9 protein-coding genes are annotated in these 14,074 nt (G+C 44.5%); 4 read left to right on the forward strand and 5 right to left on the reverse strand.

The window, feature by feature from the left end:
• Positions 1-195 precede the first annotated feature (195 nt).
• The 3 genes from BY457_RS00535 to BY457_RS00545 are packed head-to-tail and all read right to left on the reverse strand — an operon-like array spanning position 196 to position 2,754.
• The gene (locus tag BY457_RS00535) at positions 196-954 is read right to left on the reverse strand and encodes a LytR/AlgR family response regulator transcription factor (RefSeq protein WP_106151392.1); all 759 of its coding nucleotides are present in this window, start codon (positions 952-954) and stop codon (positions 196-198) included.
• Position 955: 1 nt separating this feature from the next.
• On the reverse strand, positions 956-2,023 hold the full coding sequence (locus tag BY457_RS00540; protein WP_258176475.1) for a sensor histidine kinase: 1,068 nt from the start codon (positions 2,021-2,023) through the stop codon (positions 956-958).
• Positions 2,024-2,034: 11 nt separating this feature from the next.
• Entirely contained in the window at positions 2,035-2,754 is a 720-nt protein-coding gene (locus BY457_RS00545) for a LiaF transmembrane domain-containing protein (protein ID WP_106151394.1), read from the reverse strand.
• Between the two features lie 415 nt (positions 2,755-3,169).
• Between BY457_RS00545 and gltB the strand changes: the two genes are divergently transcribed.
• From gltB to lpxA, 3 genes are all read left to right on the forward strand, one after another.
• Positions 3,170-7,690: a glutamate synthase large subunit gene (gltB, locus tag BY457_RS00550; RefSeq protein WP_106151395.1), complete on the forward strand. Its 4,521-nt coding sequence runs from the start codon at positions 3,170-3,172 to the stop codon at positions 7,688-7,690.
• A 75-nt stretch (positions 7,691-7,765) separates the two neighbouring features.
• Entirely contained in the window at positions 7,766-9,184 is a 1,419-nt protein-coding gene (locus BY457_RS00555; RefSeq protein WP_106151396.1) for a glutamate synthase subunit beta, read from the forward strand.
• A 305-nt stretch (positions 9,185-9,489) separates the two neighbouring features.
• The gene (lpxA, locus tag BY457_RS00560; RefSeq protein WP_106151397.1) at positions 9,490-10,299 is read left to right on the forward strand and encodes an acyl-ACP--UDP-N-acetylglucosamine O-acyltransferase; all 810 of its coding nucleotides are present in this window, start codon (positions 9,490-9,492) and stop codon (positions 10,297-10,299) included.
• Positions 10,300-10,522: 223 nt separating this feature from the next.
• Here lpxA and hydF read toward each other — a convergent pair whose 3' ends face one another.
• Entirely contained in the window at positions 10,523-11,722 is a 1,200-nt protein-coding gene (hydF, locus tag BY457_RS00565; protein ID WP_106151398.1) for a [FeFe] hydrogenase H-cluster maturation GTPase HydF, read from the reverse strand.
• Between the two features lie 168 nt (positions 11,723-11,890).
• Between hydF and BY457_RS00570 the strand changes: the two genes are divergently transcribed.
• Complete coding sequence (locus BY457_RS00570) at positions 11,891-12,874, forward strand: TolB family protein (protein ID WP_106151399.1); 984 nt, start codon at positions 11,891-11,893, stop codon at positions 12,872-12,874.
• A gap of 20 nt (positions 12,875-12,894) precedes the next feature.
• Here the strand turns inward: BY457_RS00570 and BY457_RS00575 are convergent, their stop codons facing one another.
• Positions 12,895-14,058: a sigma-54-dependent transcriptional regulator gene (locus BY457_RS00575; protein WP_106151400.1), complete on the reverse strand. Its 1,164-nt coding sequence runs from the start codon at positions 14,056-14,058 to the stop codon at positions 12,895-12,897.
• Between the last annotated feature and the right edge of the window lie 16 nt (positions 14,059-14,074).

Here is a 14,074-nt window from a genome sequence, read left to right on the forward strand (position 1 = left end):
TATAAACTTAAGCCTTGTTTTTATAAGACTCAGAATGGCAGTTTTATACGATTTTTGTAACCTCAAACTTCTAAAAATCGAACGATCTCAAAAAAATATGTAAAAATTTTTTTTGAGCCATGAGGGATTTGAAGTAATCATCACATTGAAGAATTCCGTTTGGACGGTCGCACAGAACCATAGAGGAGTTGGGCCTTAGAAGTTAAGTGTTTCTTTCAGTTTTCTATATCCGGTCCGGCTGATTTTTAAACGTTGACCTTCGTTCATGACAGCCACATAGGTGTCTTTATCATAAGGTTCCATGCGTTCCACGAAATTAACATTGACTATATAGGAGCGGTGAATTCTCACAAACTGATTGTTGTCGAGGTGCGTTTCATAAAACCGCATGGTTTGGGCTTTCAGGTGACGTGAGCCTTCAGCGTATATCATAACGTAGTCCTCGCTTGCTTCTATAAAACAAATTTTCCCTGCGGGGATGACGTGCATCTTAGTGCCTGTTTTTACTACTACTCTTTCCAGGTTGGATTGATTTTCTTCTGAGTGTGTCTGAATCAGTTTTTTTGTGTCTGTCTTTTCTCCTTTTTGAAGTTGAGTCATCACTTTTTCCATTGCCTGATTGAAGCGTACCTGGGAGTAAGGCTTCAGGAGGTAGTCAACGGCGCTCATCTCAAAAGCTTTTAATGCATATTGATCATAAGCGGTGGAAAAAACCACCACTGGTGGCTCGTCTATTACTTCCAGTAATTCAAGGCCGGATACTTTTGGCATTTGAACATCCAGAAAAATCAAGTCAGGCTTTTGTTCCTGAATGGCCTTGAGAGCCTCAAATCCGTTGCTGCATTCACCTGCAACTTTTATAAATGGATGTTGTCCCAGAAAAGAACGAACAACAGCTCTTGCAGGAGGCTCATCATCTATTATCAGAGCGGTGAAGGTGGATTGTTCTTTCATTTTAGGTACTTTTAGGGATGCTGATGGTAACTTCAAAGTTGTTGTTTTCTCTATGTATGCTCATCAGGTCTGTGCGATTATAGAAAAGGAGTAATTTGCTTCGGATGTTTTCCAGTCCCACTCCTTCTCCTTTTATGGGAGTGCTTTCCGGATCAAAATTGTTGGACACGGAAATTTCCAGTCTGTGGTTTCTTTTTCGGCAATGTGTTTGAATACAAACCGGATCAATGCTTTCATAAAGTCCGTGTTTGATGGCATTTTCATAAAGTGGCTGGAGCAACATGGCCGGAACGTGCACGTTCAAACAATCGGGATGCATATCGAATTCACAGTTTAAACGGTCACCAAACCTGACTCTTTCGATTTCCAGATAGCGCTGGATGTTTTTTATCTCTTCTCTGAGTGGCAGCAGGGTTTCTTCTTTGCGTTTGAGGGCATATCTGAGGAAATCTGAAAGCAGTGTTAACATCTCTCTTGCCGCTCCCGGGTCCGATATTGTGAGTGAGCTTATGGAATTGAGGCTGTTGAATAAAAAGTGAGGATTCAACTGAGCTTTGAGTGCTTTTAGCTCAGCTTCTTTCAGCATTTTTTTGAGTTGCTCTTCCCGCGTATTTTTCTCTTCTAGATGCTTATAAAAGCTTGTGAAATGATACATTGAAATCAGCAAAACAATCAACATGCCTCCAAACGCTGCCCGCATGGGCAGACTAGATCTGGCAAAGTTTATATATTCAGTGTTTTGGCTTAACAATTGAGTGGACAGGAAAAAGGAGGCTCCCAGCCAGATAGCAAGGGTTACCATACCTGTTGTAATGTGATGAAAGGCATGGTAAAAAAATGATTTTTTATTGAATGCATTGCGGGTGCAGTCCTCGGGGTAGGCAAGAGGAAAATAGAGTGCTACTGATAAAATCATGAAAACTCCATTGTAAATGAAGGCATCCACCAGCGCATCGGCAAATGGAAGGTACTGGTACGACAGGAACAGTGTATGCCCAAGAAAGAGGGTAATCCATCCGGCCATAAAGCCATAAAACAATCGTTTTTGGGCCAGTATTGGATGTAGCATGTTACGTCAGGTTAGAAGTTGGTAATTTCCCCTCCCCCAAATATGCTCATTCCTTTGATAATTAGGGTCTGTTTTGAGGGACTCTCGTTGTCGGAATAAATTCTCTTGTCAGCAAAGCCGCCCAGAATGCTTGTTACCTCAATTTTTACATTCCAGTTTCGGGGAACAACAATTTTTGTGCCTCCAAAAATATTGGTCAGTTCAATGACAGCTCCTTCGGGAGCGATTTTGCAATTATTGAAATACAGTTCGCTTCCTCCAAAAATTGAGGTAATCTCTCCTCCTTCAAAGTTTTCAGATTCAATGCGTCTGACGTTCCCGCTGAAAATGGCCACTTCATCGATTAGATTTTCCTCGTGTGTCCTGGTTTTTCCGGGGTAACTGTCTTGTTTCCTTTTTCGATGCGTGTTAAGGAAGAGCAATCCGGCCAGGATGAGTAAAACAGGCCAGTAACTTTTCAATTCATCGGTGTGCAAAGTCGGGAAAATATCAGGAAGAACGAAAAATCCCCAGATGGCAGTGAATATCAGAGCGGGAATGAATTTTTCTTTGACCAGATTTATGATGGCGATAATCAGAAATATGGTTGGCCATCTGAATATAATGTCCCAAACCGGCTGGGGAATAAACCCCAGATTACCTGCCAGTAAAAGAGCTCCAATGATGATCAGTCCTGCTCCGGCAAATGAGTGGTTAGGCTTTGCGCTTCCTGCTTCGTGTTTTGGTTCCATGATGGAATGGTTTGATTTTCAGTTTGTCTTTGTTGTTCTTTTAAGGTCCTTTATTTCGAAATACCCTGTAGTCTGATTTTCATTACTCAGGTTCGTCCTGATTCAAAAGTAACATCATTTTTTAAGACAAGAAGAGATTAATCGGTAAATGGGTGATTAAATCCCGCGAGTTGCGATTTTTGAGATACCTGTAAAGAAAATTGCCTGTTTATTAACCTCGGTAAAAATGAGTCGGAAGGTGCTAATTGTTATGTTTTTGCTCAAAAAATTTGAAAAACGTAATTAAAATTGTAATTTTGCTTTCGGTTATTAAGTAAAAAGTGCCTGTTGGTTGAGAAAGTATTAATATTGGATGTTCGGCAGGCATCTCAGTTTTCCAATATTTTGTTTTATCTCCTTTTAAAAGTGTTTCAGTATGCAGCAACGTTTTCCCAAAGTTCAGGGGTTGTACGATCCGGCCAATGAACATGACAATTGCGGAATTGGATTTGTCGCGCACATCAAAGGAAAGCCTTCTAATGATATTGTGCGAAAGGGGTTGGAAGTTCTTGTGAATATGACCCACAGGGGTGCCGAGAGTTCTGACAATAAATCGGGTGACGGTGCCGGTATTCTTATGCAGGTTCCTCATGAGTACTTTAGTGGATTTGATTTTGAATTGCCTGCCCCCGGGCATTATGGAACCGGACTGGTATTCCTGCCCGGTGATCCGGAAGAGGCCCGTGGTTGTTTGGAGATTCTGAATAAGAATATTGTGGATGAAGGACTGGAACTGATTGGATATCGCGATGTTCCTGTGAATTCTGATGCCATCGGGGAGATTGCCCGCAGTAGTGAGCCGCTTATTCGTCAGGTTTTTGTAACCGGTAAATTTGTGGAACAGGATGCTCTGGAGCGAAAGCTGTTTTTAGTCAGGAAAATGACCGAAAATGCAGTTCGTAATTCGAAGATTGCCTCCAAAGAAGGATTTTATATCGTAAGTTTATCCACCAAGGTTTTTATCTATAAGGGAATGCTTACACCCGCTCAGCTGGGAGAGTATTTTGTTGATCTTCAGGATCCAAAGCTGGCAAGTGCTATAGCATTGGTTCACTCCCGCTTTAGCACCAATACATTTCCTACCTGGGACTTGGCTCAGCCTTTCAGAATTCTGGCCCACAACGGAGAAATCAATACCATTAAAGGAAACCGTCTGTGGATGCAAGCCCGCGAGGGCCTTTTGGAGTCTGATATGTTTGGGGAGGATTTGAAGAAATTATTCCCGGTTATTGAAACTGGTAAAAGTGATTCGGCATCGCTGGATAATGTTTTGGAATTTCTCTTCCTGACTGGTCGCACACTACCTCATGCGCTGACGATGTTGATTCCGGAATCGTGGAATGACAAAAACCCGATTCCTCCAAGTCTTAAAGCATATTATGAATATCACAGTACCATTATGGAGCCCTGGGATGGTCCGGCTTCTATTGTTTTCTCTGATGGCAGATATATTGGGGGTACCCTTGACCGAAACGGGTTACGTCCGTCGAGATATGTAATTACCGATGACGATTTGATTGTAATGGGGTCAGAGGTCGGGGTGCAGACGTTTCCTGCCGAAAAGATTGTCTCCAAAGGCAGACTCAAACCCGGAAAGCTGTTGCTTGTGGATACCCGTTTGGGAATAATTATTCCTGATGAGGAGATTAAGTCGCAGTTATCCATGCGTCATCCTTATGAAAACTGGCTGAAAGAAAACCGCATTAGCCTCAGAAACATTGAGGTACGTCAGCGGGTGTCTTCCGATTTGGGCGAAAACTATGATATGTATCTGAAGGCTTTTGGATACAACAAGGAGGATGTGGACCTTATTATAAAACCCATGTCGGAAAGTGGTGTGGAACCTATCGGCTCAATGGGAAATGATACGCCCATGTCTATTTTCTCTGATAAGCCGCAACGATTGTTCAGCTATTTCCGACAGCATTTTGCTCAGGTTACCAACCCGGCTATCGATCCCATCAGGGAAGGATTGGTAATGGCGTTGACCAATTATATTGGGTCTGTTTCTAAAAATATTCTGGTGGAGAGTTATGAGCATTGCCGATCCATCAAGTTTGCAAGTCCTTTGATTACCAATACTGACCTGGGGAAGATTAAAGATTTTCGTCGTGAAGAGTTTTCGCATGTTACTTTACCCATGCTTTTCCCTGCTTCACAGGGGGGCGAAGGGCTGAAAGTGGCGCTGGAGCAAATTTGCACCGATGCTGAAAAAGCGGTGGATGAAGGGAACAACTACATTATTCTGAGCGACCGGGGAGTTAGCCTCGAAAATGCCGCCATTCCATCCTTGCTGGCTACTGCCGCTGTTCATCATCACCTTATCAAAGCAAAGAAGAGAATGCAGGTAGGTTTGATTGTTGAAACGGGAGAAGCCCGGGAAGTGATGCATTTTGCTTTGTTGCTGGGGTATGGGGCTAGTGTGATTAACCCTTATGTTTGCTTTGCCACCATTAATGAAATGGTTAAGAGCGGCAAGGTTGATGGTTCTTACGGAGAGGCTCGTGAAAAATACATCAAAGCTGTGGATAAAGGGCTGATGAAGGTGCTTTCAAAAATGGGTATTTCCACGCTTCGAAGTTATCATGGAGCTCAGATTTTTGAGGCCATAGGAATTTCCAATGAGGTTATTGAAAGATACTTTACCGGAACTACTTCCCGGATCGGTGGTGTTGGTTTTGAGGAGATTGCCAGGGAAGCACTGGCCTTTCATCAAAAGGCTTTTGACGAATTGTTGCCCAAAGGGTCTTATGACAGTGCAGGGGCTTATGCTTTCAGAAAATATGGTGAGAAACATGCATGGAATCCGGAAACTATAGGACTTTTGCAGTGGGCCACTGCACGCAATGATTATCAGAAATATAAAGAATACAGTCGCAAAGTGGAGAGCGATAATCGTAAACCACTTTTCCTGAGAGGGTTTTTGAACCCGAAAAAGGGGAAGGCGATTGATGTTAATGAAGTGGAACCGGTGGAAGCCATACTGAAAAGGTTTGTTACTGGCGCCATGAGTTACGGCTCCATCTCCAAAGAGGCCCATGAAGCTCTGGCAATGGCCATGAATGAGATTGGAGGCCGCAGCAATACAGGGGAAGGTGGCGAGGATTCCAAGCGTTTCAAATCGCCGGCACGAAGTTCCATAAAGCAGGTGGCCAGTGGTCGGTTTGGTGTTACCAATAATTATCTGGTCAATGCCGATGAACTTCAGATAAAGGTGGCCCAGGGAGCCAAACCCGGTGAGGGCGGGCAGTTGCCCGGCTACAAAGTGGACAAGGTTATTGCCAAACTTCGAAACTCCACTCCCGGCATTACCTTGATTTCTCCTCCTCCGCACCACGATATTTATTCTATTGAGGATCTGGCCCAGTTGATTTTTGACCTGAAAAACGCAAATCCGCGAGCCAGAGTAAGTGTTAAACTGGTTTCGGAAACCGGTGTTGGTACAGTGGCCGCAGGAGTGGCCAAGGCTCATGCTGACCTGATTGTAATCAGTGGTACAGAGGGAGGAACAGGTGCCAGTCCTACCAGTTCGATTAAACACGCCGGACTTCCGGTTGAGCTGGGACTCGCTGAAACCCAGCAGACATTGGTGCTTAACAATCTCAGGGGCAGGGTGAAATTGCAGACCGACGGTCAGTTGAAAACAGGCCATGACGTCATAAAGATGGCGCTTCTGGGAGCTGAGGAGTATGGTTTTGCTACTTCCGGACTCATCGTACTGGGGTGCGTGATGATGCGTAAATGTCATCTGAATACCTGTCCTGCCGGTATTGCAACCCAGGATGAGGAACTTAGAAAACGATTTATCGGGAAGTACCGAAATCTGGTGAACTTCTTTACATTTATTGCCACTGAGGTGCGTGAGATTCTGTCTGAAATGGGCTATCGCTCATTGGATGAAATTATTGGCAGAAGCGATCTGCTGGAAAGGGATCCTGAAGTTGGAAACTGGAAAACCGGAGGTCTCGACCTGTCAGGATTGCTCCATTTCCCCAGAGAAGGTCAGAAGTATCCATTGCATCAGACCACTGATCAGGATCATAAAATTGATAAGGTTCTGGATCGGAAACTAATAGAGGAGGCTCGCCCTGCCATTCAAAATGGCTCCCGTGTTTGGATGTCTTATCCGGTTAATAATACCGACAGAACTGTTGGAGCAATGCTTTCGGGAGAGGTTTCCCTCGCATACGGAGAGGAAGGACTTCCTAAGAATACCATTAATTGTTCCTTTACCGGGTCGGCCGGACAAAGCTTTGGGGCATTTCTGGTAAGCGGAGTAAGCTTTAGATTGGAAGGAGATGCCAATGACTATCTTGGTAAAGGTTTGTCGGGCGGGAAAATTGTAGTGGTGCCGCCAACCGGGCATAAATTTAAGCCCGAAGAGAATATTATTATCGGCAATACGGTGCTTTATGGTGCTACCGGGGGGCATTTGTATGTTCACGGAGTGGCAGGAGAGCGCTTTGCTGTCAGGAATTCCGGTGCAAATGCAGTGGTTGAAGGTACAGGAGACCACTGCTGTGAGTATATGACCGGAGGGAGGGTTGTGGTTATCGGCCCCACCGGACGGAATTTTGCTGCCGGGATGAGTGGCGGAATCGCATATGTGCTGGATGAATCAGGCAATTTTGATTTTTATTGCAACAAAGGACTGGTTGACCTGATGCCTGTACAGGATTACGGGGATGTTCAGGAACTGCAATTCCTTCTCCATAAGCACTTGTTGCACACCAACAGTGAAAAAGCCCGCCAGGTGCTGGTAAATTGGGAGAAGTTCCTGCCGAAGTTTGTTAAGGTGATTCCTTTTGAATATAAGAAAGTGCTGGAGCAACAAAAAGTGGAAGAGTTGGAGAAGAAGCTGAGGGAGACAGAGGATGCTCCGCATTTGAGAGAGTAAAAACAGTTTGTTAATATGGACAGGCGCAGCATTCTGAATAATTATTGCGTCTGTCATCAATAATAATGATTAGCTATGGGAAATCCCAGAGGATTCATAGAGGTTCAGCAAAAGCTGAGCGGTAACCGACCGGTAAATGAGAGGATTGATGATTATGGGGAAGTTGAGCAAACACTGAATGATCAGGATCGGAAATTACAGGCTTCCCGATGTATGGATTGCGGCGTTCCTTTTTGTCATTGGGGATGTCCGGTAGGTAGTAAAATTCCTGAATGGCAGGATGCATTGTACAGGGGCGATTATAAGCTCGCCAGCGAAGTATTGCATTCAACCAACAGTTTTCCTGAATTTACAGGTCGGGTTTGTCCCGCTCCCTGCGAAAAGTCCTGCGTGCTTGCTATTCATGAGGAGGCTGTTACCATTCGGGAAAATGAGGCCTCTACGGTGGAGAAGGCTTTTGAACTTGGCCTTATTCAACCGCGTATTCCAAAGAAAAGAACCGGGAAAAAAGTGGCAGTTATAGGCTCCGGACCCTCCGGCCTTTCGGTGGCAGATCAGTTGAATCAAAAAGGCCACACCGTGACTGTTTTTGAACGTGATGATGCCATTGGTGGATTGCTTCGGTATGGAATTCCGGATTTTAAGTTGAATAAGAAAGTTATTGACAGACGACAGCGGATTTTTGAAAAGGAGGGTATCGAATTTCGCATCAATACAGCGGTGGGTGTAGATGTTAAAGGAGAGGAATTGTTGCAGGAGTTTGATGCTGTGGTGCTGGCAATAGGTGCCATGCAACCTCGTGATCTGCCGGTGGAAGGACGTGATCTGAAAGGTATTCATTTTGCTATGGATTACCTGAAACAACAAAATAAAGTGAATCGCGGAACCTCTTTTTCCGAAGATGAGCGTATTAATGCCAAAGGGAAAAAGGTGATGGTCATTGGTGGTGGAGACACCGGCAGTGACTGTGTTGGAACGGCCAATCGTCAGCGTGCCGAAAAGGTAATGCAGATAGAAATTATGCCAAAGCCTCCTGCTTCCAGAACGCCTGATAATCCCTGGCCTTTCTGGCCCAATGTGCTGAAAGTTTCTTCTTCGCATCAGGAAGGTTGTGAAAGGATGTGGAGTCTTTCAACCCGGCGTTTCATTGGAGAGAAAGGACAACTTAAGGCTGTTGAAGTTGTAGAAGTAGAATGGATGCAGGATAATGGAAGGTGGAAAATGGAAGAAAAGGAAGATACCGTACGTAAAATTGAGGTGGATATGGTAATGCTTTCCATGGGTTTTGTTCATCCTGTTCACAAAGGTTTGGTGGAGGAACTCGGATTGGAATTGGACCAGCGTGGGAATGTGAAGATTGATGAGTGTTTTGGAGCAAGTAAACCCGGTGTTTTTGCTGCTGGTGATGCTGCAAGCGGCGCCAGCCTGGTGGTTACGGCTATTGCCAAAGGTCGTGAAGCGGCTGCACATGTTCATGAGTTTCTGTCAAAATAATTGGGGCGAGTATGCCCGGAATCAGACAACTAAGTTTCCTGAAAAAGCTGGTCGATGACCGGCTTTTTTTATTCTGAAACAGGGCCTGCTGACTTACTCAGCAGCCTCGAAATAAAGATATTTTAGTGTCTGCTCAAAGTGCTTATTATCAGTTACATCTTTGTAAATGTCGAAAAAAAAGAAAACAGACGTACGTGTGTTTGTGTGCCCGGTTGTCATATATAAAGGTAAAATTGAAAAATGTTAACTAAGGGAAGCCATTTTGTATTGATAATTGTCTGACCTTCAGAAATGATAAACTGAGAATGGAGCAACTCATATCGAAGAAAGCGGAGATACATCCGGACGCACAGATTGGAGAAAATGTTACGATTGAGGCTTTTGCTAAAATTGATAAAGATGTAATAATTGGAGATGGGACGTGGATTGGTGCCAATGCCACCATCTATCCGGGAGCCAGAATCGGAAAGGATTGTAAGGTATTTCCCGGAGCAGTTATTTCAGCAGAACCACAGGATCTTAAATTCGCAGGAGAGTACAGCACCGTTGAGGTTGGTGACAGGGTTACGGTTCGTGAGTATGTTACTATTAACCGTGGGACTTCAGCCAAGGGCGTTACCCGGGTCGGTAATGATACCTTGCTGATGGCTTATGCGCACCTGGGACATGATGTAGAGGTGGGCAGCCATTGTGTGGTGGCCAATAGCGTTCAGTTGGCCGGTGAAGTTGTGCTGGAAGACTGGGTCGTTATCGGCGGAATGAGTGCTGTGCATCAGTTTTGTCGCATCGGTGCCCACGCCATGGTTTCCGGTATGTGTGGAGTGTTATCAGATGTGGCTCCTTTTACCAAAGTTTTTGGGCTTCCTGCTGCTTATATGGGAATTAATGTTGTAGGGTTGCGTCGTCGGGGCTTTAGCAGAGAGCAAATAGATAACATTCATGACATCTATCGGGCGCTGTACCAGCAGGGACGAAATGTCTCTCAGGCCATTGAATACATGCAGGCTTATCTGGATCCCAGCCCGGAAATGGGACAGATTATTAATTTTATCAAAGAATCGAAAAGAGGTATTATCAAAAATGCCGTTGGGCAAACCTCTACGGTGACTTCTTGATCAGATATAAGAATATACATATAGGGGCTGTCTTTTCAGACAGCCTTTTTTTGTCTATTTAGTCTCTGTCCATAAACTAAGTTAAGGTTATTTTTTATCGTGGGTTTGGTCAGAAAGTGCCAGTTGCAAGGCTTGCGAAGTCCGAAAATACGGAGTTTACTTTTCGTAAAAGAGTACTTTTCGGACAAGCGTAACGCAGTAAATGGTACTTTATGGACAGAAACTATTTAGGTTTTCTCTGAAAAGGGGCTATTGCCCTGGAATATATTCCGTGTACCCAAGCGATGGCCATTCCGTAATTGGTAACCGGAATTCCTGCATCAATGGCCGGCTTGAGTCTGTTGTGAAGTTGTTTTCTGGTAATCATGCATCCGCCGCATTGAATAATCAGTGCATAGTCTGTGATTGGGCGTTTGATGTTGTCCAACCCGGCAATGACATCAAAATAGAGTTGTTTCCGGGTATGCGTTTTTAGCCAATTAGGTATTTTCTCACGTCCGATGTCATCACATGCTACGTGATGTGTACATGATTCAAGAATCAATACCCGGTCATTGTCTTTTAATTCGTCTATTTTGGGGGTGCCCTTCATGTATTGACTGAAGTCCCCTTTTAATCTGGCTAAAAGTATGCTAAAGCTTGTTAGTCTTATGTTTTTAGGAGTTATTTTGTCTGCTTTGGCAAAGACCTGAGAGTCTGTTACAACCAGGGCCGGCTTGATTCCTGTTTTTTTAAGGAAGGGCTCTGCTTCCGTTTCTTTAAGGACGATACAGATTGCATCATTGTCCAGCACATCTCGAATTGTTTGCACCTGGGGCAAAATCATTCTTCCTGCCGGAGCCTCAATGTCGATGGGTGTAATGAGTAAAATAATATCTCCGGGTGTGATGAGGTCACCAAGGAGGGTGGGGGTGGTGTAGGCTGACTCGGGTATGGTTTGTCGTATGGCATCGATAATGGGCTCTGTGGAGAGTGCCGGTTCCAGTTTGAAGAATCCGGAACTTCCTCTGTTCACGTATTCTTTTTCAATGTTTTGATTGGCAGGGACGAGGTCCTCTTTGTTATGAATAACTAGAAAGGGAACATCCCGTTTCCGGAATTCTGAAATGAGTTTCTCTTCAGGTTCTCCCAGCAGGTTGTTGGTTGTGATCAAAATAGCAAGGTCAATTCGGTCGATGGCTTGCAGGGCCCTGGAGATTCTTTTTGCTCCCAACTCACCGATGTCATCGGTGCCTGCGGTGTCAACCAGAACCACAGGTCCGAAGCCTGTTATTTCAAACGATTTTTTTACAGGATCGGTCGTTGTTCCCGGGATGTCTGATACGATTGCTATCTCCTGACCCGCAAGTCTGTTGATCAGAGTGCTTTTGCCGTTGTTTCTTCTGCCAAAGATGCCAATAAAAGGTTGCCGGTCTTTTCCCATTTTTTTTGTGTAAAGTAATTAAAATTTTGAGATATGTTCCATGGTTTAGAGGTGGCTCTTTTCGGAATCAGATAAAAAGACCTATTTTTGAGCACTGTGTACAGTGTTGGTGAGTGTGGGTGTTTTTTAATCCCTGGTCGTACAATCCTTTATTTGAAAGCGTTATTTATGATTAAACTTTTACATCTTCTTTTGCTTTTCTCCCTTTCCTCAAATTTTCTTTTTTCGCAGACTTATGCCGGGGCACCTTCCGACTTCTTCTTTTCTAAGGAGGTTGGTAGCCAGCCTATGCTTATGTCGCCTGGGTTTATCTCTTCAGGAATGGGAGAAGCTTATGGAGCTCTTGCTCCTGGAGGAGATGAGTTTTATTACTGTCTGATGGAGAAGGGCGTTTTCTCCGCAATTTTAATGACCAGATTTCATGACGGGTTCTGGACCTATCCGGAGGTGGTTCCTTTTTCCGGTGAATATTTGGATGCCAGTCCCATTGTTACCCCTGATGGAAATTTTCTCTATTTTACCTCCAATCGTCCCGAGCATGAAGAGGATCTGGTTACGGATTGGAATGTGTGGAGGTGCAGCAGAGAGTCGGGAAGTAAATGGTCAAGTCCTGAACTAATGCAGTTTAGTGACGAAAATCGGAATGAAGTTTCGGTTTCTGTTGACCATCGTGGAACGGTTTATTTTAGCGCTGACTACGATGGTGGAACTATTACACTTGATGAAAATGCTCTTGATATTTTCCGTGTTCAGTCAGATATGCACGGAGATTGGGGGGAGGTGGAAAAACTCCCGGAGACGGTAAATTCCGGTTATCCTGAGCGGGATCCGGCCATATCTCCGGATGGTAAATGTTTGGTTTTTAGTTCCCCACGTCCCGGAGGAGCGGGAACCTCTGATTTATATGTCTCCTACAAATCAGAAGGGGCCTGGAGTGAGGTATTAAGTCTGGGGAGTAAAGTGAACACTGCTGCCTATGAATGTTGCCCGATGTTTACTGCTGATGGGAAATTGTTGATTTTTTCCAGCTCTGTGACTCGTAAAATTCCCCGGCAATTAAAGTACTCCACCATAAAAAAATGGTTGTTGGGACCGGGAAACGGTTCCGGAGACATCTGGTATATGGATGCTTCGACGATAATGAAGGACTAAACTTGTTTTGAGATGGTTTCTTATGCCAGTGGCATTGCATAAGTCTGGACGTCTTTCGCTGAGATGCCATCATTGCCTAAAATGATTAATCGCTCAATGACATTTCTGAATTCCCGGATATTACCTGTCCAGTTTATTTTCTGTAACTCTTTCACTGCCGATTCATCAAAACTTTTGGGTTGAACGCCCAGCTCCTTGCATATCAAGCTGTTGAAGTGATCTGTGAGCAAAGGGATGTCGTCTTTTCGCTCATTGAGTGTGGGTACCTGTATGATGATGACACTCAGGCGATGATAGAGGTCCTCCCTGAACCGCGACTCTTTTATTTCATCCTGCAGGTTTTTGTTGGTGGCAGCGAGAATACGGACATCCACTTTGATGTCTTTGTCGCTTCCCACCCTGGAGATTACATTTTCCTGCAATGCTCTGAGTACCTTGGCTTGTGCAGCCAGGCTCATGTCTCCTATCTCGTCGAGAAATATTGTGCCACCATTGGCTTGCTCAAATTTTCCTTTTCGTTGTTTGTGGGCTGAGGTAAATGCTCCTTTTTCATGTCCAAACAACTCGCTCTCAATGAGCTCGGATGGTATGGCGGCGCAGTTTACTTCAATAAAAGGTTGTGCAGCACGATTGCTTTTTTCATGCAACCACCTTGCAACCAGTTCTTTGCCTGTTCCGTTTTGACCGGTGATTAGAACGCGGGCGTCGGTGGGGGCTACCTTATCAATCATCTCCCTTATTTGCATTATGGGTTCTGATTCGCCAATCATATCAAAAGTTTTACTCACTTTTCGGCGCAAAACTTTTGTTTCTGATACCAGTTCTTTTTTGTCGATGGCATTTTTAATGGTAACCAGGAGCCTGTTCAGGTCAAGTGGTTTTTCAATAAAGTCGTAGGCCCCTTTTTTGATTGCTTCAACTGCAGTGTCAATATTTCCGTGTCCCGAAATCATGATGACGGGGATGTCGGGTGCTGTCTGCATCATTTTGTCCAGTACTTCCATGCCGTCCATTTCCGGCATCTTGATATCTAGCAAAACCACATCGAATTTTGCGCCGGAAAATTGTTCCAGCCCTTCAGCTCCGTTTTCGGCCAGCACAACTTCGTGCTTTTCGTACTCCAGAATGTCTTTTAGTGTATTTCGAATGCTTTTTTGGTCGTCAATGACAAGTATTTTGGACATGTTTAAGAGATGTTTA

Origin of the sequence: Marinilabilia salmonicolor (assembly GCF_003003035.1) — a bacterium.
GTDB lineage: Bacteria > Bacteroidota > Bacteroidia > Bacteroidales > Marinilabiliaceae > Marinilabilia > Marinilabilia salmonicolor_A.

What these genes read in the sequence shown, in the direction of transcription:
- BY457_RS00535 (WP_106151392.1), bottom strand. Translation starts at nt 954, where the DNA reads ATGAAAGAACAATCCACCTTCACCGCTCTGATAATAGATGATGAGCCT.
- BY457_RS00540 (WP_258176475.1), bottom strand. Translation starts at nt 2,023, where the DNA reads ATGCTACATCCAATACTGGCCCAAAAACGATTGTTTTATGGCTTTATG.
- BY457_RS00545 (WP_106151394.1), bottom strand. Translation starts at nt 2,754, where the DNA reads ATGGAACCAAAACACGAAGCAGGAAGCGCAAAGCCTAACCACTCATTT.
- gltB (WP_106151395.1), top strand. Translation starts at nt 3,170, where the DNA reads ATGCAGCAACGTTTTCCCAAAGTTCAGGGGTTGTACGATCCGGCCAAT.
- BY457_RS00555 (WP_106151396.1), top strand. Translation starts at nt 7,766, where the DNA reads ATGGGAAATCCCAGAGGATTCATAGAGGTTCAGCAAAAGCTGAGCGGT.
- lpxA (WP_106151397.1), top strand. Translation starts at nt 9,490, where the DNA reads ATGGAGCAACTCATATCGAAGAAAGCGGAGATACATCCGGACGCACAG.
- hydF (WP_106151398.1), bottom strand. Translation starts at nt 11,722, where the DNA reads ATGGGAAAAGACCGGCAACCTTTTATTGGCATCTTTGGCAGAAGAAAC.
- BY457_RS00570 (WP_106151399.1), top strand. Translation starts at nt 11,891, where the DNA reads ATGATTAAACTTTTACATCTTCTTTTGCTTTTCTCCCTTTCCTCAAAT.
- BY457_RS00575 (WP_106151400.1), bottom strand. Translation starts at nt 14,058, where the DNA reads ATGTCCAAAATACTTGTCATTGACGACCAAAAAAGCATTCGAAATACA.